General features: G+C 63.2%; 28 protein-coding genes. 10 read left to right on the forward strand and 18 right to left on the reverse strand.

Annotated elements, in window-relative coordinates:
• Positions 1-146: 146 nt before the first annotated feature.
• The 6 genes from NKH93_RS00385 to NKH93_RS00410 all read right to left on the reverse strand — a co-directional run bounded on the left by NKH93_RS00385 (position 147) and on the right by NKH93_RS00410 (position 6,522).
• A complete protein-coding gene (locus tag NKH93_RS00385; protein ID WP_352918314.1) occupies positions 147-2,435 on the reverse strand; it encodes a PAS domain-containing hybrid sensor histidine kinase/response regulator in 2,289 nt (762 codons plus the stop codon).
• A gap of 88 nt (positions 2,436-2,523) precedes the next feature.
• Positions 2,524-3,513 carry an acrylyl-CoA reductase (NADPH) gene (acuI, locus tag NKH93_RS00390; protein ID WP_352918312.1) on the reverse strand — a complete coding sequence of 330 codons (990 nt, stop codon included), beginning with the start codon at positions 3,511-3,513 and terminating at the stop codon, positions 2,524-2,526.
• Between the two features lie 51 nt (positions 3,514-3,564).
• Entirely contained in the window at positions 3,565-4,041 is a 477-nt protein-coding gene (gene lspA / locus NKH93_RS00395) for a signal peptidase II (RefSeq protein WP_352454178.1), read from the reverse strand.
• 26 nt (positions 4,042-4,067) lie between these two features.
• A complete protein-coding gene (locus NKH93_RS00400; RefSeq protein WP_023675255.1) occupies positions 4,068-4,931 on the reverse strand; it encodes a TrmH family RNA methyltransferase in 864 nt (287 codons plus the stop codon).
• Entirely contained in the window at positions 4,932-5,993 is a 1,062-nt protein-coding gene (locus NKH93_RS00405) for an RsmD family RNA methyltransferase (protein WP_352613052.1), read from the reverse strand. It abuts the gene before it with no gap.
• Positions 5,887-6,522, reverse strand: a complete 636-nt coding sequence (locus NKH93_RS00410) for an anthrone oxygenase family protein (protein WP_352918310.1) — start codon at positions 6,520-6,522, stop codon at positions 5,887-5,889. Before NKH93_RS00410 ends, NKH93_RS00405 begins: the two co-directional genes overlap by 107 nt.
• A gap of 143 nt (positions 6,523-6,665) precedes the next feature.
• Between NKH93_RS00410 and NKH93_RS00415 the strand changes: the two genes are divergently transcribed.
• The gene (locus NKH93_RS00415) at positions 6,666-7,349 is read left to right on the forward strand and encodes a helix-turn-helix transcriptional regulator (RefSeq protein WP_352684488.1); all 684 of its coding nucleotides are present in this window, start codon (positions 6,666-6,668) and stop codon (positions 7,347-7,349) included.
• A gap of 86 nt (positions 7,350-7,435) precedes the next feature.
• Positions 7,436-7,804: a VOC family protein gene (locus NKH93_RS00420; protein WP_352469426.1), complete on the forward strand. Its 369-nt coding sequence runs from the start codon at positions 7,436-7,438 to the stop codon at positions 7,802-7,804.
• 104 nt (positions 7,805-7,908) lie between these two features.
• Here NKH93_RS00420 and lhpI read toward each other — a convergent pair whose 3' ends face one another.
• The 4 genes from lhpI to sppA all read right to left on the reverse strand — a co-directional run bounded on the left by lhpI (position 7,909) and on the right by sppA (position 10,613).
• On the reverse strand, positions 7,909-8,877 hold the full coding sequence (gene lhpI / locus NKH93_RS00425; RefSeq protein WP_352767037.1) for a bifunctional Delta(1)-pyrroline-2-carboxylate/Delta(1)-piperideine-2-carboxylate reductase: 969 nt from the start codon (positions 8,875-8,877) through the stop codon (positions 7,909-7,911).
• 33 nt (positions 8,878-8,910) lie between these two features.
• Positions 8,911-9,243 carry a DUF1049 domain-containing protein gene (locus NKH93_RS00430; RefSeq protein WP_352767039.1) on the reverse strand — a complete coding sequence of 111 codons (333 nt, stop codon included), beginning with the start codon at positions 9,241-9,243 and terminating at the stop codon, positions 8,911-8,913.
• 47 nt (positions 9,244-9,290) lie between these two features.
• A complete protein-coding gene (locus NKH93_RS00435) occupies positions 9,291-9,575 on the reverse strand; it encodes an integration host factor subunit beta (protein ID WP_023675261.1) in 285 nt (94 codons plus the stop codon).
• Between the two features lie 81 nt (positions 9,576-9,656).
• The gene (gene sppA, locus NKH93_RS00440; RefSeq protein ID WP_352502648.1) at positions 9,657-10,613 is read right to left on the reverse strand and encodes a signal peptide peptidase SppA; all 957 of its coding nucleotides are present in this window, start codon (positions 10,611-10,613) and stop codon (positions 9,657-9,659) included.
• A gap of 306 nt (positions 10,614-10,919) precedes the next feature.
• Between sppA and lptC the strand changes: the two genes are divergently transcribed.
• From lptC to ptsN, 6 genes are all read left to right on the forward strand, one after another.
• Positions 10,920-11,633 (forward strand): LPS export ABC transporter periplasmic protein LptC, encoded by a 714-nt coding sequence (lptC, locus tag NKH93_RS00445; protein ID WP_352502649.1) that lies wholly within the window; start codon positions 10,920-10,922, stop codon positions 11,631-11,633.
• A complete protein-coding gene (locus NKH93_RS00450; RefSeq protein WP_292664963.1) occupies positions 11,620-12,228 on the forward strand; it encodes an LptA/OstA family protein in 609 nt (202 codons plus the stop codon). Before lptC ends, NKH93_RS00450 begins: the two co-directional genes overlap by 14 nt.
• A complete protein-coding gene (gene lptB, locus NKH93_RS00455) occupies positions 12,228-13,046 on the forward strand; it encodes an LPS export ABC transporter ATP-binding protein (protein ID WP_292664962.1) in 819 nt (272 codons plus the stop codon). Before NKH93_RS00450 ends, lptB begins: the two co-directional genes overlap by 1 nt.
• Before the next feature lie 197 nt (positions 13,047-13,243).
• On the forward strand, positions 13,244-14,770 hold the full coding sequence (rpoN, locus tag NKH93_RS00460) for an RNA polymerase factor sigma-54 (RefSeq protein ID WP_352469431.1): 1,527 nt from the start codon (positions 13,244-13,246) through the stop codon (positions 14,768-14,770).
• Between the two features lie 291 nt (positions 14,771-15,061).
• Positions 15,062-15,646: a ribosome hibernation-promoting factor, HPF/YfiA family gene (hpf, locus tag NKH93_RS00465; RefSeq protein WP_023675267.1), complete on the forward strand. Its 585-nt coding sequence runs from the start codon at positions 15,062-15,064 to the stop codon at positions 15,644-15,646.
• 59 nt (positions 15,647-15,705) lie between these two features.
• On the forward strand, positions 15,706-16,170 hold the full coding sequence (gene ptsN / locus NKH93_RS00470) for a PTS IIA-like nitrogen regulatory protein PtsN (protein WP_352469432.1): 465 nt from the start codon (positions 15,706-15,708) through the stop codon (positions 16,168-16,170).
• A gap of 92 nt (positions 16,171-16,262) precedes the next feature.
• Here the strand turns inward: ptsN and NKH93_RS00475 are convergent, their stop codons facing one another.
• Together NKH93_RS00475 and NKH93_RS00480 are read right to left on the reverse strand one after the other, a co-directional pair.
• A complete protein-coding gene (locus NKH93_RS00475) occupies positions 16,263-16,520 on the reverse strand; it encodes a BQ00720 family protein (RefSeq protein WP_023675269.1) in 258 nt (85 codons plus the stop codon).
• Between the two features lie 63 nt (positions 16,521-16,583).
• The gene (locus NKH93_RS00480) at positions 16,584-17,009 is read right to left on the reverse strand and encodes an Hsp20 family protein (protein WP_352469433.1); all 426 of its coding nucleotides are present in this window, start codon (positions 17,007-17,009) and stop codon (positions 16,584-16,586) included.
• Between the two features lie 144 nt (positions 17,010-17,153).
• Here NKH93_RS00480 and NKH93_RS00485 point away from each other — a divergent pair, with 144 nt between their 5' ends.
• Positions 17,154-18,095 carry a nucleoside hydrolase gene (locus tag NKH93_RS00485; RefSeq protein ID WP_352469434.1) on the forward strand — a complete coding sequence of 314 codons (942 nt, stop codon included), beginning with the start codon at positions 17,154-17,156 and terminating at the stop codon, positions 18,093-18,095.
• Between the two features lie 490 nt (positions 18,096-18,585).
• Here NKH93_RS00485 and NKH93_RS00490 read toward each other — a convergent pair whose 3' ends face one another.
• From NKH93_RS00490 to NKH93_RS00510, 5 genes are all read right to left on the reverse strand, one after another.
• Entirely contained in the window at positions 18,586-18,954 is a 369-nt protein-coding gene (locus NKH93_RS00490) for a hypothetical protein (RefSeq protein WP_352469435.1), read from the reverse strand.
• Positions 18,955-19,006: 52 nt separating this feature from the next.
• Entirely contained in the window at positions 19,007-19,621 is a 615-nt protein-coding gene (locus tag NKH93_RS00495) for a LysE family translocator (protein ID WP_352469436.1), read from the reverse strand.
• 103 nt (positions 19,622-19,724) lie between these two features.
• Positions 19,725-21,185: an amidase gene (locus NKH93_RS00500; RefSeq protein ID WP_352469437.1), complete on the reverse strand. Its 1,461-nt coding sequence runs from the start codon at positions 21,183-21,185 to the stop codon at positions 19,725-19,727.
• Positions 21,186-21,191: 6 nt separating this feature from the next.
• Positions 21,192-22,100: a ribokinase gene (locus tag NKH93_RS00505; RefSeq protein ID WP_352818293.1), complete on the reverse strand. Its 909-nt coding sequence runs from the start codon at positions 22,098-22,100 to the stop codon at positions 21,192-21,194.
• 116 nt (positions 22,101-22,216) lie between these two features.
• Complete coding sequence (locus NKH93_RS00510) at positions 22,217-23,110, reverse strand: methylated-DNA--[protein]-cysteine S-methyltransferase (RefSeq protein WP_352453988.1); 894 nt, start codon at positions 23,108-23,110, stop codon at positions 22,217-22,219.
• A gap of 115 nt (positions 23,111-23,225) precedes the next feature.
• On the opposite strand from NKH93_RS00510, the gene NKH93_RS00515 reads away from it, so the two are divergent.
• Positions 23,226-24,041: a class I SAM-dependent methyltransferase gene (locus NKH93_RS00515; RefSeq protein WP_352469440.1), complete on the forward strand. Its 816-nt coding sequence runs from the start codon at positions 23,226-23,228 to the stop codon at positions 24,039-24,041.
• A gap of 9 nt (positions 24,042-24,050) precedes the next feature.
• On the opposite strand, the gene NKH93_RS00520 is transcribed toward NKH93_RS00515, so the two are convergent.
• A complete protein-coding gene (locus NKH93_RS00520) occupies positions 24,051-24,545 on the reverse strand; it encodes a DUF2244 domain-containing protein (RefSeq protein WP_023675281.1) in 495 nt (164 codons plus the stop codon).
• Positions 24,546-24,552 lie beyond the last annotated feature (7 nt).

The following is a 24,552-nucleotide window of genomic DNA, read 5'->3' on the forward strand; positions in this document are numbered from 1 at the left end:
TGTATGCACGAGTGATTCTCCTTCGAGCCATCCCTCTTGGCACGGGGATACGGTGTAGGTGCAACAGGATTGTGACAGTACCGTGATACGGCTCTGCGGGCAATACTTCGTCGGCTGGGCAATCTATCAACCGTCTATGTTGTGCCTCAGGCGGCCGCTTGCCCTTCGACCGCATGAACCAGGGCATCGGGGTCGAGCGGCTTGGTGACGAAGCCGCTGGCACCGTGAGCGAGCACGGCGTGGCGGGTCTTTTCCTGGCTGTCGGCCGACAGCACCATGATCGGCACTGGCGGCACCGCGGTCTCCTCCTCATGGCGGCGGATGGCGGCGATGGCGTCCAGGCCGTCCATGACAGGCATATGCAAGTCCATCAGCACCACGTCGTAACGGTGCTTGTGGCCGGTGCTGATGACCGCCTCGACGGCGGCCTTGCCGTTGCCGACCACTTTCACGCGATGCCCGGCCTTCAGCAGCGTGGCGCGGGCCAGCATGGCGTTGATGTCGTTGTCCTCGGCGATCAGCACCGACAGGCCCTGCTGGCGGGCGCCAATGGCGTGCCCCGCCTGCGCGCCGCGCCTTTGCAGTTGCGGCTCGGCGATGACCGGCGCGTGGCTGGTCAAAAGCACGCGCAGCAATGTCTCGCCGCGCACCGGCCTCGCAAGGAAGGTGGCGTAACCATTGGCACGGAACTCGCCAAGCATGCCACGGTCGGTCGGTGCAATCAGCGTCACTGCCTCGCAATCGGCAAATCCGCTCTGGCGCAGGCGCCTGAGCAGCCTGCCGTCGCTTTGCTCCATGGCAGCATCGATCAGCAGCACGTCGCAGCTCTCGGCGAAAGGGGTGGCCTGGGCGGCGGCGGTGGCCAGATCGACCGTGCCGCCATTGGCGCGAATGGTGCGGGCGAGGGCTTCGGCCTCGACCAGGTTCTTCGACACGATCACGGCATGCCGGCCCGACAGCGCGTCCTGGCGGATCTGCGGCGCCTCGACGGCGGAAATAGCGGGAATCTCGAAGACGAATTCGGACCCCTGGCCAAGCCGGCTTGACACAGAGATAGTGCCGCCCATGGCGGTCACCAGGCGCTTGGAAATGGCGAGACCGAGGCCGGCACCGCCATGCGCACGGGTCGAGGTGCCGTCAGCCTGTTCGAAGTCCTCGAATATGCGCTCCATGTCCTCCTCGCGTAGACCGGGGCCGGTGTCGGTGATGGTGAAGCGGATGCGGTCGGTGGTTTCGGTGCGGACGCGGGCGATGCTTGCCAGGACGCCGCCGCTGTCGGTGAACTTGACGGCGTTGCCGATGAGATTGAGCAGCACCTGCCTGACCCTGCCGGGGTCGGCGGTGATCAGCTGCGGCACGTCGGGTTCGACATGACAGCCGAGGCCGATATCCTTGGCAAAAGCCCGCGCCGCCAAAAGCTCGATGACATTGTCGGCGATCTCGCGCACCGACATCGGCTGCGGTTCGGGATCGAAGCGGCCGGCCTCGATCTTGGAGTAGTCGAGCAGGTCCTCGATCAGCGCCAGCAGCGCGCTGGCCGAGGTCGAGATGGCGCCGACATAGGTCCGCTGCTCGGGCGAAAGGCTGGTGTCGGCGAGAAGCCGGGCCATGCCCATGATGCCGTTCATCGGCGTGCGGATCTCGTGGCTGACGGTGGCGAGGAAGCGCGATTTGGCCTGGCTCGCATATTCGGCCCGCTCGCGGGCGGTGATCAGCGAGGATTCGGCGCGCTTGCGAGCGGTGATGTCGCGGGCGATGGCGCGATGCGAAACGGCGCCGCTGTCCTTGTCGCGCACCGACAGCTCGATCCAAGAGAACCAGCGTGGGCCGTCCGGCGTGCGAATGGCGACGTCGGTGGAACTCAGGCATTCATGGTCGGAAAACGCGGCGTCGGGGACGATGCCGACATCGATGCCTAGTTCGGCCAGGGTCTTGCCGGCAAGGTCGCGCTGGTCGGTTTCGACAAGGTCGGCGAAAACCTTGTTGGCGTAGACAATGTGGCCGTCGCGGTCACGATGGACGACGAGATCGCCGAGTGCATCGATCAGCCCGCGAAAGCGCTCCTCGCTCTCCTGCATCTCCCACATGCGGTCGGCCAGCGTCTCTATTTCGGCGCGGCTGCGGGCGGTCGTGGCATCGAGCAGGGCCACCGCGCGGCGCTCGGTGCGCCTGTTGCGCAGATGCATGGCGAGCCCGGCGATGGCTGTCGCCAAAAGGCCGATGGTGATGAAGATCGGCGTCCCGGTCAGATGCGAAAAGGCTGCCAGCACGACGATGGCGACGAGCGTCAGGAAGGGCAGGCCTTCGCGGTTGGAGGCCGGCAGTTCCGGCGCCAGCGGTGGCGCGGCGACAAGCTGCCGTCCTGGCGCCGCGGGGGCCGTCCCGTCGGCCCGTTCGGCTGGTTCCGCCTCTCTGATGCCGGGTTCCGCAATCATACGGAACTCCTGCCAGACAGAGCTTATCGAAGCTTGTGGTTGATCGCTCGAATTTTAGCGGTCGCTCTCTTTTTTATCCCTTGGGGGTTCACATATCCACCACCACGCGGCCGCGGATCTTGCCCTCGACGATGTCATGTGCGGCGCCGATGATGCCGTCGAAGCCGATGCTCGTCGACAGGCTGGCAAGCTTTGCGTGGTCGAGATCGGCACTGATGCGGCGCCAGGCCTCGAGTCGGACCGCCTTCGGCGCCATCACCGAATCGATGCCGAGCAGCGAGACGCCGCGCAGGATGAAGGGGGCGACGCTTGCCGGCAGGTCCATGCCGCCGGCGAGGCCGCAAGCGGCGACGGCGCCGCCATAGGAGGTCATCGACAGAACGTTGGCCAGCGTGTGACTGCCGACCGCATCGACGCCGCCGGCCCAGCGTTCCTTGGCGAGCGGTTTTGCCGGCTGGGTGAGCTCGTCGCGTGAAATCACTTCCGCGGCGCCGAGGTCGATCAGATAGGGGCTTTCGGCAGCGCGGCCGGTCGAGGCGATGACATGATAGCCGAGGCTGGACAGGATCGAGACCGCGACCGAGCCGACGCCACCGGCAGCGCCGGTCACCACCACCGGGCCGCGATCGGGCACGATGCCGTGGCGCTCCAGCGCGATGACGCAAAGCATGGCGGTGTAGCCGGCGGTGCCGACTGCCATCGCATCATGCGGGCTCATGCCGTCCGGCAACGGCACCAGCCAGTCGCCCTTGACGCGGGCGCGCCCTGCAAAGGCGCCGAAATGCGTCTCGCCGACGCCCCAGCCGTTCAATATGACCTTGTCACCCTTGCGCCAGCCAGGATTGGAAGACGAGATGACGGTGCCGGCGAAATCGATGCCCGGCACCAGCGGCCAGCGGCGGATCACCGGCGCCTTGCCGGTAATTGCAAGACCGTCCTTGTAGTTCACCGTCGTCGCCTCGACCGCGACGGTGACGTCGCCCTCCATCAGGTCTGCCTCGGTAAGCTCGGTCACCGCGACCGACTGGTTTTTCTCGGCGTCGCGCGAAACGAGGATGGCTTTGAAGGTTTCGGGCATTTTTTCTCCTCGGGCTTGCAGATCAGAATGTGCGGTGCCAGGCGAGTGAGGTCAATCGCTCGACGCTCCGCGCCGCCAGCCAATGAGTTCGTCGAAGACGACCAGCACCGCACCAACCGAAATGAAGGCGTCGGCGAGGTTGAAGATCGCGAAGGACCAGACCGGCGTATGGAACAGGACATAGTCGATGACATGACCGTAGATTGCGCGATCAATCAGGTTGCCGAGCGCGCCGCCGACGATCAGTGCGAAGCCGATGCGGGCAAGCAGGTGGCCGGGCGGCGTGCGGGCCGCAAGATAGAGCACGAAAGCGACCACCAGAACCGCGACGACCACCAGGCCGGTGTCGCCGAAGGACGAAAACAGCGAGAACGCGATGCCGGTGTTGTAGGTGCGGTACAGCGCCAGGAACGGAAGAAGGTCGAGCCGTTCCTGAAAGGCAAGACCGGTTTCGACTAGGTATTTCACCCACTGGTCGAGCGCTATCGCGGCGACGACCAGAAGAGCATACGGCCTCCAGGACTTCATGGTTTGCAGTTTCACGGTTTGAGATGTCACGATCTGGCGTCCTCCGGGCCGAGCTTCAGCGCGCCGCGCCGGATCTCGAACAGCATGACGCCGGTGGCCACCGCAAGGTTGAGCGAATCGGCGCGGCCGGCCTGCGGTATCCGCAGCAGTTTGTCGCAGCTTGCGGCAAGCTCGTCAGGCAGACCTTGCTGCTCGTTACCCATCATCAAAAGCACCGGGCCTTTTGAAAAATCGACCGAGCGGTAGTCGACCGCACCTTTCAGATGGGTGCCGGCGACGAGGCCGGGAAAGCTCGTTCGCCAGGCGAGAAAAGCTTCGGGCGACGCCTTGGCGACCGGCACGGCGAAAATCGAGCCCATGGTGGCGCGCACCGTTTCGACCGAAAAGGGATCGGTGGTCTCGCCGACCAAGATGACGCCCCTGGCCCCGACAGCGTCGACCGTGCGGATGACGGTGCCGAGATTGCCGGGGTCGCGGACGCGGTCGAGCGCCACCCAGACGTCGCCGTCACGGGCGCGGATGTCCTTCAACGGCAGGAATTTCTGCGAGAACACGCCGACGACCATCTGCGGATTGTCGCGGCGGGTGATGGCGACGAGCACTTTTTCCGAAACTTCAAGGACGGTGCCGCCGGCGGCGACCGTGCGCGCCGCGATCTTTTCAACCGCCGTATTGCCACGTCCGGCCTTGGCGAAGACCAATGTCCTGATCGACCAGCCGAGATCGAGCGCGTCGATGACCAGCTTCAGGCCTTCGGCCATGAAGGCATTCTGCTGGTCACGGAATTTCTTCAGCGCGAGCGCCTTGATGTCCTTGACCAGCGGGTTGGCGAGGCTGGTGACTTCCTTCACCTGCCCTGGCGCGCCCGCGTGCCGTTCGTACGCACTCATTCAGGCCACCCAGCGTGAGAACAGCGAGGTCGAAAGCGCCCGACCGGCAGACTTCTCGCGGATGATCAATTCACCCGACTCGACCGTGCCGCCCATGCCGGCGAAGGTGTCGCGCATCAGGGCATGGATGGCGAAAAAAGAGGCGCGGATCGAATAGGCGGTCAGTACCACGGCGAGCGGCTTCGGCGTCAGGATCGCGCGGCAGATATCGGTCAGCGCCGGCAGGTCCTCGAACAGCTGCCAGACCTCGCCCTTCGGTCCGCGGCCATAGGCGGGCGGGTCGAACAGGATGATGTCGTAGCGGCTGCCGCGGCGCTCCTCGCGCTCGGCGAATTTCACGGCATCGTCGACGATCCAGCGGATCGGCTTTTGCGACAAGCCCGCCATTTCCTGGTTTTCGCGCGCCCAGCCGATCGCCTTCTTGGAAGCATCGACGTGGGTGACCTCGGCGCCGGCACGCGCCGCCACCAAGGAGGCAAGGCCGGTGTAACCGAACAGGTTCAACACCTTCACCGGCCGTTTTGCCGCCGCGATCAGTCCGGCCATGTGGTCCCAGTGCGAGGCCTGCTCGGGAAAGACGCCGACATGGCGAAACGAAGTGAAGCGGCCGAGATAATCTATGCCGTCATGCTTCATCGGCCAGGTTTCGCCGAGCGGCGTCTTGGGGAAGCGCCAGCGGCCGATGCCTTCCTCGTCGGTATCGCCGGTGAAAATGGCGTCGGCGCGCTCCCAGTCCCTGGCCGGCAAAGCCTTTTGCCAGATCGCCTGGCCCTCCGGCCGAACGATGCGGTAGGGGCCGTATTGCTCGAGTTTTTCTCCGGCGCCGCTGTCGAGCAACGCGTAGTCCTGATTGGGGCCGACCTCGAGGATCAGCGGCAGATGTTCGGCAGGCAGCACGCCATCGCGACGGGATAGAGGGCGCGGCGCGGCTTTCGGCTCGGACCGGTCCTGCAGTTTAGGCTCCGAACCGGCGGTCAGGCCGGCGTAGCGCCGCCGCGGCTGCTCCGCCCCGCCCTTCGGGGGCGGGCGGCTGTCGCGGCGTTTGTCGCGAAAAGGTTTCAAGAAGGCGCATCTCCGGACGGCGGCTCGCCGCTTCTGCCACAGCACATTGACCGGCGCAACAAAAGGGCTGCCGACGTGTGCAGCCGCGCCTGATCGCCAGCAGGCCGACTGCGAGCGCTATGAAACCAACGGCCTTGAAGCCGGTGACGACCATATGGCCGGTTTCCCAACTGCTCCGGATACTTTCGAAATTGTCCGGGATCGGTCCAGGCACCCAGGTGGCCAGGACATCGTTTGCCGGTTTGACCAGGGTAAACCACGCCACGAGGGCCATCAGATAAAGCACGGTGGCGGCCAAAATCCACCAGAATGCCGGGCGGTCGCTGCGCAGCATCCAGGCGAGAAGCCCCGGACAGGCGATCGCGGCCACGTCCAGCGGTGCGCCGACAATCGCGAAGAATTGGAACTGAGCGTTGAAGACAGTGGTTTCACGCCAGAGCGAAGGCGGCCAACTGGTCAGCCGCGGCACCGATTCCAGCACATGGGCGAAGGATGGTCCGAGGCTGAGCGCAGCGACGATGGCGGTCAAAACCGACCAGAACAACAGGAACCCGCGCATATCCATAGTGGCCAGACAACGGCGTCAGGACGCAGACGTTCCCGTCCGCCACCCATGTCGCTTGCCGCCGAAAGCGCTGGGGCTCTATCGTGATTGAAACCAGGTCATGATTCATGTCCCGTGCTGAACGCCTGCTCGACCTGATCCAGATCCTGCGCCGGCATCGCCGGCCAGTCAGCGGCCGCAGCCTTGCGGGCGAAATGGGTGTGTCGATCCGCACGCTCTATCGCGATATCGCCACGCTGCAGGGGCAGGGCGCGCCGATCGAGGGTGAGGCGGGGTTGGGTTACGTGCTCAGGCCCGGTTTCATGCTGCCGCCCTTGATGTTCACCGATGAGGAGATCGAGGCGATCGTGCTCGGTTCGCGCTGGGTGGCCAAGCAGCCGGACTGGCGGCTTGCGAACGCCGCCACCGACGCGCTGGCCAAGATCGCGGCGGTGCTGCCGAACGATTTGCGCGAAGAGCTCGACGCCTCGACGCTGCTGGTCGGGTCGCGCACCGAGGTCACCGAAGGCATCGATCTCGGCGTGGTGCGGCAGGCCATCCGCGAGGAGCGTAAGCTGAGCTTTGTCTATCGCGACGCCGGCGGCGCTGCCTCCGAGCGCACCGTCTGGCCGTTCGCACTCGGCTTCTTCGACAAGGTGCGCGTCGTCGCGGCCTGGTGCGAGATGCGCCAGGATTTCAGGCACTTTCGCGCCGACCGGATATCCGGCCTCAATGCCACCGAGATGCGCTATCCGCGCCGCCGTCAGGTGCTGCTCAAAGAATGGCGGGCGACGCTCGACACGCCAAGCTAAGGCTGCTGCTCAGTTGAGACTGCTGCCAGAATCTGGCAGTGGCGTACGGTATGCTCCTCCAGTCGAAACGATCTGGAGAGCAATTCATGACACCGCCCAATTTCGTCATCCTCTATGTCGACAAGCCTGAGCAAAGCGGCGCCTTCTATAGCGCGCTGCTTGGGCGGCAGCCGGTCGAGACCTCGCCGACCTTCGTGCTGTTCGTGCTCGACAACGGCTTCAAGCTCGGCCTCTGGTCGCGTCACACCGTGGAACCGGCCGCCGCGGCAGCAGGCGGTGGCGCCGAGATCGTCTTTGCGCTGGACACGCCGGAGGCGGTCGATGCCACCTACACCGATTGGGCCGGACGGGGTCTGAAAATCCTGCAGAGCCCGACCGACATGGATTTCGGCCGGACCTTCGTCGCGCTCGATCCCGACAATCATCGGCTGCGGGTTTATTGGCAAAGGGAGTAAGGCAGTAGGGCAGTAGGGGAGTACGTGACAGGAAATATAGCTGGCGCGGCGCCGCACGATCAGTGCGGTTTCCTACTGCCCTACTGCCCTACTGCCCTACTGCCCTACTGCCCTACGCTTGCGCGATACACGCCAATGCCGGCGGCGAGGTCCTCGAGGGCTGCGCCGACCGACTTGAACAGCGTGATCTCGTCGTCGTTCTGCCGGCCTTTTTTCTGGCCGCGCGTGAGTTCATAAAGGTCGGCGACGATGGCTTCCGGCTTCAACACGCCGGAGGCCAGCGGCTGGACGATGTCACCGGCTTCCTTGGTGGCGCCGGCGCGGGTGTCGACATAGACGCGGGCCCGCGCAACCGTGTCGTCGTCGCTTTCGCGCATCGCCGGAGTGAAGCCGCCGACGAGGTCGACATGCGTTCCGGGTCGCAACAAGGCGCCCTTGACCAGCGGCTCGGTGGTGATTGTCGCCGAGGAAATGATGTCGGCCTGGCCGAGTTCGGCGTCGAGATCGCCTGCGGCTTCGGCCGCAAAACCTTCCGCACGCAATCTTGCAGCGACCTTTTCGGCATTGGCCGGCGTGCGGTTCCAGATGCGGATGCTGGTGATCGGCCGCACAGCCGAATGCGCCTTCGCTAGGAACGGCGACAGCGCGCCGGCGCCTACCACGAGCAGCCGCGAGGCGTCCTCGCGGGCCAGGTAGGAGGCGGCCAGCGCCGAGGCGCAGGCCGTGCGCCACTGCGTCAGCCGCTGGCCGTCGATCATGGCCTGCGGCTCGCCGGTGGCGCCGTCGAGCAAGAGGTAAAGGCCCATCACCGCGGGTTTTCCGACAGCGTTGTTGTCGGGCGACACGGTGACGATCTTGATGCCGATGTGACCGCCGGCGGAGGTGCCAGCCGCGTTGAAGTCGGTCCAGGCCGGCATCAAAAGCAGCGTTGAAGCGGCGCCGTCGGGCCGCTCTATCGTATGATGGTGCCTGACCGGCTGTATGGCGCCATCGCGAAAGGCGGCGCGCAGCGTCTCGATCAGTCCGGGAAAGGTCAGCGCGCTGTCGACCTCGGCGGCCGAAATGGTCAGCATGAAAGGCTCCGCGAAAGATATGTCAGCGACGCTTCAGTTTGTCGCCTTCGGCAAAGCCTGGCCCCGAGGCGCGGCAGGCGCGCGGCTTACCGCCTGGCGCAGATTCTCGGCCTCGGCACCGCGCTGGCGCGCCAGCTTGCGATAGCGCCCTTGCTTGATCCAGGTCGCCAGGCTGCCGACGATCATGCCGATGGCAAGGGCAAGGAACAGGAATATGAACAGCGGCAAGGTCAGCGTCAGCGCCGGGTTGCCCGGATTGAACGGGTCGAGCGTGAAGGCGACCGGTTCGCGGTTGGCAACGGCCAGCGCGATCAGGATGATGGCCAGCGGCACGAAGACCACGATGAGGATTAAGCGATTGAACATGTTTTTCCGTAGGCACTGCTGTCGGAGCGGGACGGCGGGCGCCGCGCCTATTTGCCTCCGTTCAGCCTTTCACGCAATTCCTTGCCGGTCTTGAAGAACGGTACCCATTTCTCCTCGACCTCTACGGATTCGCCAGTGCGCGGGTTGCGGCCGGTGCGGGCAGGGCGATTTTTCACCGAAAACGCGCCGAAGCCGCGCAACTCGACCCGGTTGCCCTCGGCAAGCGCGTCGGTGATTTCATCGAAGATGGCGCTGACAATGTTTTCGACGTCGCGCAGGAAAAGATGCGGATTACGCGTGGCGATGATCTGCACAAGTTCGGATTTGATCATGAAAAGGCTCCCCGTAAAAGCAGTGCCGCCGAAATTATCAGAATGATTTTATTTGGTTTTTCACTCGTCCCAAGCGGTTCCTCAAGGGTGCCAGACGGAAACGAGACCGTCAAGAAACAAGCGGTCCGCTCCAATTTCGTGAAGGACGTCGCCGTCATGGCCGGCCAGGCCAAGCGCAGCACCGACGGTCTGCGCCATCGCTTTGGAGAACAGGAAACCGCCGCGTTTTTCCGTGTCCTTCCATTCCACCACCTTGAGCTTGGCATCGACACCCTTGCCTGCAAGCCAGTCGATTGCTTCGGCCTCGCCGCCGACCGCGTCGATCAATCTGTTGGTGACCGCCTGCCGGCCGGTGAAGATCGACCCGTCTGCGAGCGCCAGCACCTCCGGCTTGGTCATGTTGCGGCGCTCGGCGACGATGCCGACGAACCAGTCGTAGCTGTCGAGGATGAGCTTGCGGACCATGGCGCGCTCATCGTCATTGGTCGGCTTGAAGGGAGAAGGCGAGGCCTTCAAGGGCGAGGATTTCACCTCCTCCAGCTTGACGCCGAGCTTGTCCATGAGGCCGCTGACGTCCGGGTACTGAATCAGCACGCCGATCGAGCCGACGATCGAGGATTTGCGTGCGACAATATGGTCGGCCGCGGTGGCGATCATATAGCCCGCCGAAGCCGCGAGCGTGCCGACCTCGGCCACCACCGGCTTTTCGGCGGCAAGCTTGCGCACTGCCTCATAGATCGATTCGCCACCGACGGTGGTGCCGCCGGGTGAATCGATCGACAGGATCACAGCCTTGACGCGCGGCGACTGACGGATTGCCTCCAGCCGCTTGATCAGTTCTTCGTCTTCGGTGATGGTACCTTCGATCTTGACCTTGGCGATGTGGTCGACAGCCGCGCCGGTGAAGTCGTCACCATAGATCCATGCCGAGAAGGCGATCAGTCCGGCTGCTGCGACGATAATCGCCGCAACACGCCAGAATGTCAGCTTGCGGCGCAAGCGGCGGCGGTCGATCAGGTCGTCGGCTCTCAATACCATGGTCAGCCTCGTAGTCGGTGGGAGCAGATGCTTTTAAAGCAACCATTCGCGCCCGGCTACCGTTTCCTGACGGCCTTGCGCCAAAGGCCGTTAGGCATTCGCGGCAAGCCTCAACCTGTCACGTTCCACAGGCTCTAACACTGTGCGCCCATATCTGGTATGAGGTACAGGCTGCGCTGGGGCCATTTTCATTGTACAGGGGCGGCTGTCACATTTTTGCGGTTTTCCTCGGCTTGTGCTTGCTTGAGGGCGCCGGCACCCCACCTATAGGGCGGCTTGGCGGGCAGGGGTTTAGAAGAAGCAGTCATGTTAGCGGGACCAATCGAACCGACCAACACCGAGACGGAGTTGGCTCCCAAGGCCGCAGGCCGGGCGCGGGTCGACGCGTTTGACGTTGCGCAGCGTCATTCGCGCCGGGTCCGTGTCCTCAAGCTGGCCGTGCCGCTGGTCGCTGCCGTGATTGCGGTCGCGTTTCCCGTCTATTCCTATCTCATGGCTCCCGCTGCAATCGAGGTGCAGGCCGACGGCGGCGCCTTTGCCGATGGCAAGCTGGTGATGGCGAACCCCAAGCTCAACGGCTTCACCAAACAGAACCTGCCCTATTCGATGACAGCCCTGCGCGCCATACAGGATGTCAGCAAACAAGGCATCATCGATCTGGAGGGCATCAAGGCCAAGCTGCCGATTGCGACCGACAACACGGCCGCCATCGATGCCACGCACGGCACCTATGATCGCGACGGCAACACGCTCAGCCTGACCAGCGATGTGACCGTGTCGACCACGGATGGTGTGGTGGCAAAATTCAAATCAGTCTATCTCGACATGGGCGAAGGCACTATGAAGACAAGCGAGCCCGTCGATGTCAGCCGCGGCGGGTCGCGGATCAGGGCGGATTCGATGTCGGTCCAGGACAATGGCAAGGTCCTGGTTTTCGAGAACAAGGTGCGCGTCGACATCGATCCCGCCAGTTTGAAGGCGGCAGAGGCAAAGAGCGGAGAGACCAATGCGGTTCAGTAGTTCGGCACGGCGCCTCGCCGCGATTTCGGCGTTGACGCTCGGGTTGCCCTTGGGGCTGACCTTCGGGACGGCGCCGTCGCTGGCGCAATCCAGTGCCACCAGCCAAATGTCCGGCCTCAGGCTGTCGGGCGACAAGCCTATCCAGATCGAAAGCGACAAGCTCGAGGTGCGCCAGGCGGAAAGCGTCGCCGTCTTCACCGGCAACGTCAACGTCGTCCAGGGTCCAACCGTGCTCAAGGCCGGCAAAATGACGGTCTATTACGTCAGGGATGCAGGCGCCGCTAAAGGCGCCCAGCCCGCGGGTGCCGCGGCGATGACCGGATCCGCCAACATCGACCATCTCGAGGTCGACGATAAGGTCTACATCAAATCGGACAATCAGGTTGCCACCGGCGACCGCGGCACCTTCGACATGAAGACCGAAGTGCTGGTGCTTTCGGGCAGCAAGGTCGTGCTCTCGCAAGGCGATAACGTGCTTGTCGGCTGCAAGCTTACCGTGCAGATGAAGAGCGGCCTTGCCCAGGTCGACGCTTGCGGCGGCCGCGTCATGATGTCGATCACGCCGCCGGCGAAGTCTGGAGCAGCGAAACCCTGATGACCGGCATATCGTCGCTGCTGGCGCGTCTTCCAGGGCGCGCCGCCAGCAAACTTGCGGCACCGGCCAGGGTCACCGTCGAAGCGGCAAAGTTCAAGGGAACCTTGATCGCCAAGGGGCTGACCAAAAGCTACAAGGGCCGCAAAGTCGTCAGCGGCGTGACGCTGGGCGTACGCGCCGGCGAGGCGGTTGGGCTGCTCGGCCCCAACGGCGCCGGCAAGACGACCTGTTTCTACATGGTAACCGGCCTGGTGCCGGTCGATGAAGGCACGATCGAAATCGACGGTTTCGACGTCACGTCGATGCCGATGTATCGCCGCGCCCGTCTCGGCATCGGCTATCTGCCGCAGGAAGCGTCGATTTTTCGCGGCCTGAATGTCGAGCAAAACATCCGGGCCGTGCTCGAGGTCGTCGAAAAGAGCCGCAAGGAGCGTGAGCGCCTGCTCGACGAATTGCTCGAGGAGTTTCACATCAGCCATCTGCGCAAGGCTCCGTCGCTGTCGCTCTCCGGCGGTGAGCGGCGACGCCTCGAAATTGCCCGCGCCTTGGCAACCCGCCCCGCCTATATGCTGCTCGACGAACCTTTCGCCGGCATCGATCCGATCGCCGTCGCCGACATCCAGCAACTCGTGCGCCACTTGACGGCACGTGGCATCGGCGTTCTGATCACCGACCACAATGTCCGCGAGACACTTGGCCTGATCGACCGCGCCTACATCATCCATGCCGGCCAGGTGCTGACCCATGGTCGAGCCGACGAAGTGGTCGCAAATGCCGACGTGCGGCGGCTTTATCTCGGCGAGGGATTTACACTCTAAATGCGAAATTCCGGTTCGAACGGGATTTCCGGCGTAGTCCAACAGCTTTTTCTTCAATTTTCTGCCTGAAAACGCGTCGGCAGGCGAGTTTTACCGCTCCTCGCCTTGACAAGCAAAAGCCGGGCCAGTTTCTATGCTGGCCTGGAAAATTCCTTCCAGCAGTGCGGGTGCGTAGACGGGGCGTTTGAAACCGAACCATGGCGTTGGCGGCAAAACTACAGCTACGACAGTCGCAGTCGCTGGTGATGACGCCGCAGCTGATGCAGTCGATCCGCCTGCTGCAGTTCACCCATCTCGAGTTGGAACGCTTCATCGACGACGAGATCGAACGCAATCCCTTGCTGGAACGCGCCGAACCGCAGGAGGACGCCGCCAGCGACCAGGCGCAGAAGGGCGACGCCGCATCGGAACCGGCTGCCGACGGCGACTGGTTCGAGGCGGAAACGGCATGGAGCGCCGAGGCGATCTCGGAAAAGCTCGATACGTCGCTGGAAAACCTGTTTCCTGACGATCCTGGTACGAGCGAGCGGCTCGGGCCCGACCTGACGGCACAATGGAAATCGGCGTCCGGCAATGGTTCCACCTCTTCCTCCGACGGCTTCGACGTCGCGGATATGGCGGCGGCGGCCATCACGCTGCGCGACCATGTCGGCGAGCAGGTGGCGCTCGCCTTTGCCGATCCGGCGGCGCGCCTGATCGCCGGCGAGCTTGCCGACGGCCTCGACGAGGCCGGCTACATGCGTGCCGATATGGCCGAGATCGCCGCCCGCCTCGGCGCGGACGCCACGGCGATGGCAACGGTCCTGGCGGTCTGCCAGACATTCGAGCCCGCCGGCATATTCGCCCGCGACCTCGCCGAATGCCTGTTGCTGCAGCTGGCCGTGCGCGACCGGCTCGATCCGGCGATGAAGGCGCTGATCGCCAATCTCGAACTCCTGGCACGGCGCGATTTCCAGACGCTGAAGCGGATTTGCGGCGTCGACGAAGAGGATCTGCTCGACATGCTGGCCGAGATCCGGGCGCTCGACCCACGGCCGGGAATGGCGTTTTCGCGCGGTGCCAGCGATGCGATCGTGGCCGACATCGAGGTGCGTGCAGCCAATGACGGCAGCTGGACGGTCGAGCTCAATGCCGAGACGCTGCCGCGCGTGCTGGTCGATCACATCTATTTCGCCCAGGTCACGCCACATGCGAAAAACCAGGCGGAAAAGGATTTCCTTGCCGAATGCCTGCAGAACGCCAACTGGCTCACGCGCAGCCTCGACCAGCGGGCGAAGACCATTCTCAAGGTGGCCTCTGAGATCGTGCGCCAGCAGGACGCTTTTCTCGTCCACGGCGTGCGGCACCTGAAGCCGCTCAACCTGCGCACGGTGGCGGACGCCATCGGCATGCACGAATCAACGGTCAGCCGGGTCACGGCAAACAAATACATGCTGACGCCGCGCGGCGTGTTCGAGCTGCGCTATTTCTTCACCGCCTCGATCGCTTCGTCAGGTGGCGGCGATGCGCATTCGTCGGAAGCGGTGCGCGACCGCATAAAGCAGCTGATCGACGAGGAGAAAGCCATCGATGTGCTTTCCGACGATGCCATCGTGGACATGCTGCGGGAAAGCGGCGTCGACATCGCCAGGCGCACGGTGGCCAAATACCGGGAAGGCATGAACATACCCTCTTCGGTGCAGCGGCGGCGCGAAAAACGCGCTTTGGCCAGCGCCGGCCGTTGATCTCCGGCGGAATTTCCACAGCTTTCGCCCTTCATTGACAAGCGGCGACGAAGTGGCTAGAAGCCCGCCCGCATGGGACGGGCTGGCGAGTGGATTTGAGTTCGCCGATGCCCGCACGAGAGATGGTCCGTCACGATGTAGGCCACGGGACGGCCAAGAAGGCGGCTTGTGATCAACCGGAAAGTTCGGATCTAAAATCGGCGCAAGTGACGCCGCAAAAGCTTGTGCGCGCGGACCACGAGTATAAACTCGGGACAGTTTGAAGCCTGAGCAAGGAAGGTCAGTTTTCAGATGACACTGCGCATATCGGGAAAACACATGGATATCGGCGATGCGTTCCGTACGCGCATCAACGACCGTGTCGGGGAAGTGATCGGGAAATATTTCGATCGGGGCTTTTCAGGGCAAATCGTAGTCGTCAAATCGGGGTCGCGCTACACGGCCGATTGCATGATCCGGCTGGACTCCGGTGCTTCGCTGCAGGCGACCGGCGATGCCCAGGATCCAACGCTTGCCTTCGATACCGCGGCGGACCGTCTGGAAACACGCCTCAGGCGCTACAAGCGCCGGCTGAAGTCGCACAATTCAGGCAATAGCAACGGCGAGCTCACCGACGTCGCCTATACGGTGATGGCGCCGCTTGCCGACGACGAGGAGGACATACCGGAGAATTTCGCGCCGGCCATCGTCGCCGAATCGACCATGACGCTGCGGACCATGTCGGTGGCGTCAGCGGTGATCGAACTCGACACCAAGGACAGCCCGGTCCTGGTCTTCCGCAATGCCGGAAACGACCATCTCAACATCGTCTATCGCCGGCCGGACGGGAATATTGGCTGGATCGACCCGTCCACGGCCAAGGTCGCGCAGGGGTAAAAACCAGCCGCACGCGAGCGTGGGGACTGGCGACGGCAGGCGAACAAGGGATTTCAAGCATGGATCTGAGCGATCTCGTCAGCATTCCGGCAATCATGCCGGCGTTGAAGGCGAACTCCAAAAAGCAGCTGCTGCAATTGCTGTCCGAAAGGGCGGCGGCGATTTCCGGCATTCCGGAGCGAGAGGTGTTCGACACCATCCTGCAGCGCGAGCGGCTCGGCTCCACCGGCGTCGGCAACGGCATCGCCATTCCGCACGGCAAGCTGGCCGGGGTGAAGCGGATCGCCGGCGTTTTTGCCCGGCTGGAGACACCGGTGGACTTCGAGGCCCTCGATGATCAGCCGGTCGACCTGGTGTTTCTGCTTTTGGCTCCCGAAGGCGCCGGCGCCGACCACCTCAAGGCGCTGTCGCGCATTGCGCGGGTGCTGCGCGACGCCGACACGGTTGCCAAGATCAGGGGCACGCGCGACGCCGTAGCCATCCACGCGCTGCTGTCGGACACACAGGCCTCGCACGCCGCCTGAGGTTTTGATTAAATCCGTTGAAGGGCCGCCGTGAGCGGCCCTGTCCGTTTCCAACCAGATCGCTGCGCCGTATTTGTCAGTGGATAACGACGTTAGTGGATAGCGACCGGGGTCAGATCGTTTTCCAGCGCGCCAGCCAGTGCCCGGTCGCGAGCGTCCGAAAGCAGGATCGGCTGGCCATTGGCGGCAAACAGGGCCCACAGTTCCAGCCCGGGCGCGATTTCGCCGAGGCCCGGGAAACGGCCGCGCAGATCGTCGCTCGACACTTTCCTGAGATAGGCGACAGAACCTTCGCCGAGATGGGCGAATTCGCCGCTGGTCATGATGATATTTTCGTTAGTTCTGGTCATTTCAAGCCTCCTTGCCGCGAGACGCCGCTCAAGGCCATCCCGCATGAGAGCTATCGGCAAAAATCAGTCTTTCACCGATATATTTATTTTTCGTACCAGCCGTTCGGATTCCGGCCGATCGAGATCGATCGACAGAAGGCCGTTCTTCAATTCCGCCGTAATCACCCGCATGCCGTCGGCCAGCACGAAACAGCGCTGAAACTGGCGCGCGGCGATGCCGCGGTGGAGGAATTCGCGCTCGGTGTCGTCGTTCTGACGGCCGCGCACGACCAACTGGTTCTCCTCCGTTGTGACATCGAGATCGCTTTCCGCGAAACCGGCAACGGCGAGCGTGATACGCAGCCTTTCGGTTTTGCCGTCGGCACCGCTGAGGCGCTCGATGTTGTAGGGAGGATAGCTGTCACCGGACTTTGCCAACCGCTCCAGCGTCTTTTCCATGGAATCGAAACCGAGGAGAAGCGGGCTGGAAAAAGGCGTCATTCGGCTCATGTTACAGTGTCCTCTCAAGAGCGACATAAAGTGGAAAAACCCGGATGGCATTTTTCCCGATGGTCTTGATATGGTCCGCCGCCCGGCAGACTTCAAGCCGTCACACGTCCCGCCCAAAAAGACTTGCCAAAACAAGGAATTGAAATGCCCCAATCCCGCAGGATCATCATCGACACTGACCCCGGCCAGGACGATGCCGTCGCCATATTGCTGGCGCTGGGCAGCGCCGAGCTGGAGATCGTCGGCATCACCGCGGTGGCCGGCAACGTGCCGCTGAAACTTACCGAAAAAAACGCCCGCAAGATCTGCGAGCTGGCCGGCCGGCCGGACGTCAAGGTCTATGCAGGCGCCATCCGGCCGCTGGCGCGCGAACTCGTCACCGCCGAGGAAGTGCATGGCAAGACCGGCCTCAACGGGCCGCAACTGCCCGAACCAAAGATGAAACTGCAGGACGAGTATGCGGTTGATTTCATCGTTGAGACGCTGATGAACGAGGAGAGCGGCACGATCACGCTGTGCGCGCTCGGGCCGCTCACCAACGTTGCGCTGGCGCTGATCCGCGAGCCGAAAATCGCGCCGCGCATCAAGGAAATCGTGCTGATGGGCGGCGGCTTCTTCGAGGGCGGCAACGTCACGCCGACCGCCGAGTTCAACATCTATGTCGATCCGCATGCTGCCGATGTCGTGTTCAAATCCGGCATTCCGATCGTGATGATGCCGCTCGACGTCACCCACAAGGCGCTGACCACCGCCAAGCGTACGAAGGCCTTCCGCAAGCTCGGCACCAGGGTCGGCACGGCCACCGCGGACATGCTGGAATTCTTCGAACGTTTCGACGAGGAGAAATACGGTACCGACGGCGGCCCGCTGCACGATCCTTGCGTGATCGCGTATCTGCTGAAGCCGAAGCTGTTCAAGGGGCGCAACTGCAATGTCAGCGTGGAAACCGCCTCGGAGCTCACCATGGGCATGACGGTGATCGACTGGTGGGGGGTGACCAAGCGGCCGAAGAACGCCATGGTGATGCGCGACATCGACCATGATGCGTTTTTCGCGCTGTTGCTGGAACGGCTGGGGCGGCTTTAGGGCTGCTCAGTAGTTGAGCAGGCGGTAGGTGGTGGTACCGTCCTGGCGTTGTTGTTCTTCGATCGAGACTTCCGATCCAATCATGTGGGGTGTTTCCACCTCACCATCGACAAATATCCGAGCGTTGCCCTCATAGAGGCGGACTTCATATCTATAATAAAGTCCATGTCCGACGGAACCCCTCGGATTTAGAGGCATCGTCGCAACATCTTCGACGGTGCCTCCTACGAGTTGTGTGCCAGTGATCGGACTGTTCTGCCTGGTTACAATCGGCACAGCGATCGCGAGAGCGAGCGCACACAAGATTGTGATGCCAACAACTCTGTCGCGAAACTCTTCCCGAAGCAAAAGAATGCGGGTTCTAAGAGAAAGATTTGCCGGCCCCATACCTTAGAGTTGAGTAGCATAGGGGCTTTGTTCAAGAGCGATTCCCCGAAAAAGCCATGTCACTCGCGTCACCTTTGAAAACAGCTTATCGATCGATCGTCGTTCAATTTGCAAACCGGTAAAAGACGAAGCCATTGTCGCGCGTGACGCGCTCGATGCCTACGCGCGAGCCGATCAGATGCGGGAGGTCGTCGTAAACGAGGACCGTCGAACCGTTCTCAAGGACCAGCAGATATTGGATATTGCGCCCTTTACCCTGTCCACTTTTGATCGTCGCATCGACCGGGTCGACCGATCGGATCGGACTTGCGTCATTCGCCCATTTGTTCAGAGCCGACGGAACCATCGCCGCGAACAAAGCGATGAACAGGATCACGCCAAACGCGTTCCTTTTCAAATCCGCGTAACTCCACGGCATAGACATGAATCCCCAACTGTTGATCCATGTGGTGGCCTGAAGGCCGACTTTCAATCGGCTTTCCTATTCCAGGATGTTGCTGTTGGCGTCGCCGGGCTCGCGGCCGTTACTTCGCCTTGGAAAAGGCCAGCCACAGGCCGCCGCCGACCAGGAAGCTGCCGCTGATCCTCGACAAGAGCTTGAGGCGGCCGGCCGACAGCAGGCGTCCGGCGCGGCCGGCGGCCAGCGCGTAGGTCGAATCCGAGACTGCGGCGAAGATCATCGCGGTGAGACCCATGACGCCGATCTGTAGTGCGTAATTGCCTTCGGGAGCGATGAACTGCGGAAAGAAGGCGCCGAAGAACACTAGCGTCTTTGGATTGCTGATCGCCACCAGCAGGCCCTGCAGGAAGAAGCCGCCACGTGGCCTTTTTGCCGTTCCGTCGGCGTTCAGCTTGCCTTTCGAGCGGAACATCTGCACGCCCATCCAGATCAGGTAGGCGGCGCCGATCAGCCGGACCCACTCGAACCAGTGGCCCATGCCCGCGATCAGCGAAGTCAATCCGATGCCGACGATGGCGATCATGATGGCTAGCCCGGCCTGGGTGCCGGCGACATTGGCGAGCCCTGCGCGCGAGCCATGGCGGATGCTGTTGGCAATGATCAGCGTCACCGTCGGCCCCGGCACCAGGATGATGACGATGCAGGCGACGACATAGGTGGCGTAGAGTTCCAACGACATTTTTTCCCTCCACAGATGCCGCTCGTGCGGCGCGCTGTCGCGATCAATGCATGGCGATGAGTTGCGTGCAAGCCGGCGAGGCGCCGACAATGCGGAGTTGATTTCAGCAGGCGCCGGCCTGCCATGGCAGCGTTGTCTCATAGGCGGCAGCCGCCCTCAGCACGGAGAGGTCACCGCGCGGCCGCCCGATCAATTGCATGCCCATTGGCCTGCCCCTGGCGTCGAAGCCCGCCGGTACGTTGACCGCCGGGCAGCCGCCCAGCGTGGCGAGCGCTGAGACCTGCATCCAGCGGTGATAGCTGTCCATGGCACGCCCGGCCACTTCCCTTGGCCAGTGGGTGACGACATCGAAGGGAAAGACCTGTGCGGCTGGCAGCGCAATCAGGTCGAAACGCTCGAAGAGCGATAGCAGTATTCGGTGCCAGGACGAGCGCCTCACCGTGGCGGCATGGATCTGCGGCGCGGTGAGGCGCAGTGCATGTTCCACCTCCCACACGGCCTCCGGCTTCAGCAGGCTGCGTTTCGAGGGATCGTCGTAATGCGCCTTGAGCGCACAACCGCTGCTCGCCTGCCGAAGCGTTACAAATGCCTGCCACAGCGCTTCGAAGTCGCATTCCGGCATCAGCGGCTCGGCCTCGAAGGATACACCCGCGAACCGGCCGAGTGCTGCCTCGCAAAGCTGTAGAATGCCTGCTTCAACCGGCAGATGACCTTCGAGATCGCCGAGCCAGGCGATACGCCCGCCGGCCGCCGGCGTTTCCACCCCTTGGAGAAACGAGCCTGGCTTATCATGCGACAGCGGCGCGCGAGGATGGTAGCCGGCCTGCACGTCGAGCAGCAGCGCCATGTCCCGCACCTTACGCCCCATCGGCCCTTCGACGCCCATTTGCGCAAGAAACACATCAAGGTCAGGGCCGGCCGGCACCAATCCCTGCGATGGACGGAAGCCATAGACATTGTTGTAGGCAGCGGGATTGCGCAGGGAACCGCCAAAATCGCTGCCATCGGCAACGGGAACCATGTCGAGCGCCAGCGCGACCGCCGCACCGCCGCTCGAGCCGCCGGCGGTCAGCGCCGGGTCAAATGCGTTGAGCGTCTGTCCGAACACGGTGTTGTAGGTGTTGGAGCCGAGCCCGAATTCGGGAACGTTGGTCTTGCCGATGATGATCGCGCCGGCCTTGCGGACGCGCTCGACGAAGAAGTCGTCTTCCTCAGGCACAAAATCGGCGAAGATCGGCGAGCCGAAGGTGGTTCTCAGGCCTTTTGTCAGCGCAAGATCCTTGATCGCGATCGGCAGGCCGAACAGCGATCCGGTATCTCCACCTCGCGCCAGATGAGCGTCAGCGCTGTCGGCCTCGCGCAGGATGTCGGCACGCTCACGCAATGAAACGATAGCGTTGACCAGCGGGTTCACCGCCTCGATCCTGTCGAGGAATGCCGCGACCACTTCGCGCACCGAAAGCTGCCGGCGCCGGATCTTCCCGGCAAGCGCCACGGCAGACAGGCGGCAGATGTCGCCGGCGGGCGGCACCGCATGCTTGGTCGTCGGGCGCATGGCTGTCATCCGGCTTCAGCCTGTAGATTTCTGCAGAGCGGCATCGACGTCCCTGGCCAGCGGGATGGCCGGCTGTGCACCGGCTTTCAGGCAGGCCAGCGAACCGGCTGCGGCAGCGCGGGCAAGCGCCTGGTCGAGCGGCAGGCCGGCTGCCAGCCCGGCTGCAAAATAGCCGCAGAACGTGTCGCCGGCGCCGACCGTATCGAGCGGACTGATCTTCAGCGCCGGAACCATCAGGAGATCGTCCGGCGTTGCCGCCAGAACGCCGTCCGCGCCAAGCGTGACGACGATGGTGCGGCCGGTTCTCGCGGCATAGTCGCGCATCCGTGCCGGGCGGTCGCGGCCATTCAACGACAGCGCCTCGCCATAGAGGTCGAACTCGGTTTCGTTGGCGACGACATAGTCGGCCTTGCCGAGGAAGCCGGCCGCGTCGCCATGGAAAGGGGCGGTGTTGAGCACGGTGATCGCGGCGGCTGTCCTTGCCGCGTCGAGTGCTGCCTCGACGGTCTGCAGCGGGATCTCCAGTTGCAGCAGCACGACGTCGTCGTTTTTTACGAAAGCCTTGGAAAGGTCACCCGGCACGACCGAATCATTGGCGCCCGGCACAACGGCGATCACGTTCTCGCCGTCGGCGCCGACCATGATCAACGCGGTACCGGTCGAGGCAAAGGTCTCGCCGACGCCGGACAGGTCGATCTTGCCGTCGCGCAGCAGCGCCAGAGCGTCGCTGGCGAAGCTGTCCTTGCCGACCGCGCCGACCATGCGCACCTTGGCGCCGGCGCGGGCGGCGGCCAGCGCCTGGTTGGCGCCCTTGCCGCCGGGGGCAGTAGCGAAACCGGAGCCGCGCACGGTCTCGCCGGGACCGGGCAAGCGGTCGACACTGGCGATGAGATCGAGATTGATGGAGCCGATGACGACGATCAAGAAGTGCCTCCCGCTAGCGCATACCACTCTAATTGCGCGGGAAGCTACTCCGTAAGATCGCTGCTTGTCACCCTAGCGGTCCTTGCATCGCTCCAATCGTTCCATTCGTTGGCTATTCAAGAAGAGACCTGTCCCGCCTCCCAGCCGAGGATGGCGCGTTTGCGGGTCAGACCCCAATGGTAGCCGGTGAGTGCGCCGGACTTGCCGAGAGCCCGGTGGCACGGCACGACGAAGGACATCGGATTGGCACCGACCGCGGCACCGACAGCCCGGCTGGCACTCGGTGCGCCGATGCGCGCCGCGATCGAGGAATAGGTGCAGGCCTGGCCCATCGGAATGCGCAGCAAGGCCTCCCAGACACGGACCTGGAAGTCTGTGCCGATCATGACAACGCGCAGCGGCTGGTCGGCGCGCCACAGCGACGGATCGAAGATGCGCGCGGCATAGGGTGCCGTCGCCGCCATGTCCTCGACATAGGTCGCATTCGGCCAGCGGCTGGACATGTCGGCAAAGGCCGCACGCTCGCCGCCGGGGTCGTTGAAGGCGAGGCCGGCGAGGCCGCGGTCAGTCACCATGATCAGCGCGATGCCGAAAGGCGAGATATGATAGCCGTAGCGGATGGTGAGCCCTGCGCCGCGGGTCTTGTAATCCCCCGGCGACATCGCTTCGTGGGTGACGAACAGATCATGCAGCCGGCCTGGGCCGGACATGCCGAGTTCGAACGAGGTTTCAAGCAGCGGCATGCCGGCATCGAGCAGCTTGCGCGCATGATCGAGGGTGACGGCCTGCAGAAAAGCCTTGGGCGACAGGCCGGCCCAGCGGGTGAACAGCTTCTGCAGCCCGGTCGGCGTCTCGCCGACCTCCTCGGCCAGCACTTCCAACGAAGGCTGGTCGCGATAGTCGAGGCTGATCTTTTCGATGGCACGACGGACGATTTCGTAGTCTCCACCTTCAGGCGTGATGTCTTTCTGAAGGATTGCTGTCGTTTTGAGAGGCATTTGGGCGTTCATGGCAGTATCTCCTTGAGTGCGAATATCGTCCTTCGCGGCGCCGATCACCACCCGAAACTTGCTTTCCCGCGGCATGTACCCAGATAGAGCTGGGCTTTGAATGGGGAGGACGGTCGTGGCTGGTGAAAAAGTAAACCTGACCGGGGCAAAGGAGACTTTGCTTTTGACACTTTACGGCAAGGCGCTGGAGAGCCGGCTGCCCAATTCGCTGCTCAGGGACTACTTTGCCGACGAGGCGGTGCGCAACATCGACTATGATTTCTCACGGCTCAAGGTCGACAACAATCTCGGCGTCGGTCTAGCAATCAGGGCAAAGACGCTGGACGTCTGCGTTCAGGACTTTCTCGCCCGAAATCCTGACGCCATCGTACTGCATCTCGGGTGTGGGCTCGATACGCGCGTATTCCGTATCGATCCGCCAGCCGGCGTGGACTGGTTCGACGTCGACTATCCCGAAGTCATCGACCTCAGGCGCAAGCTCTATCCCGTGCGGGATCACTACCACCTGATCGCTTCGTCGGTCACCGAACCGGGATGGCTGAACGAAGTACCTCGGGATCGCCCGGCCATAGTCGTGGCGGAAGGCCTGACTCCCTACCTGGGCGCCGAAGAGGGGCAGCAACTGTTTTCTCGTTTGGTGGGACATCTTTCGAGCGGCGAACTGGTTTTCGATGCCTATAGTCGCCTGGGCCTGAAGATCATTCGCCTCAATTCCTCCTTCCGCGCCACCGGTGCCGAGGTCCATTGGAGCATCGAGAACCCGCATGAGTTGGAGCGAGCCGTTCCGAAGCTGCGGTTCGTCGAGGACATCCCTGCCTATAAGCCGGAACATGCCGCTCGCATGCGCTGGTTCGCGAAACTGTTTGTTCGCCTTTGGAAATACATTCCAGCATTGCGCAAGATCGGCAGGCTGTTGCGCTATCGGTTCTGAAACGCTGGCTCAGCGCGCCTTAGCGGCTGCCAGAGCGCGCGAAAATGCGGTGGCAAAACTCTCGCGGTCGGCGGGGTTGAGAAAGCCGCCGATCGAGACGGTTTTTCCTTGCGCCTCGACCGCCATTCTGGTGATGCCGATCTCGGCGTGGCGGGCGATCGAAAAGCGCGCCCAGAACGGATTGAAGCGGTGTGCTTCCGATTTGCCTGACGGGGCAGTCTTGCGGATGTCGAGGCTGGTGCGCGACACCGATACCTCCTCGCGAGCCCGGGCGGCACGATAATTGGCGCGGAAGGCGATGTAGACGGCGATCACGTCGAGGCCGAAGAAGCCGAACACCGGCCAGGCGCCGCGCGACAGAAAAAAAGCTCCGGTCACCAGCCAGCCGAACAGCAGGGCGCCCATCAGTATGGCAAAGCCGGTCTTGCCCAGCGACCGGTGCGGTGTCAGCAGCGCCTGGAAAAATGGCTCGTCGGCCTGAAATGAGGCGTTTGTGTCGCTCATTGGGGAA

This window comes from Mesorhizobium sp. M0954 (assembly GCF_040319155.1).
Classification (GTDB): Bacteria; Pseudomonadota; Alphaproteobacteria; order Rhizobiales; family Rhizobiaceae; genus Mesorhizobium.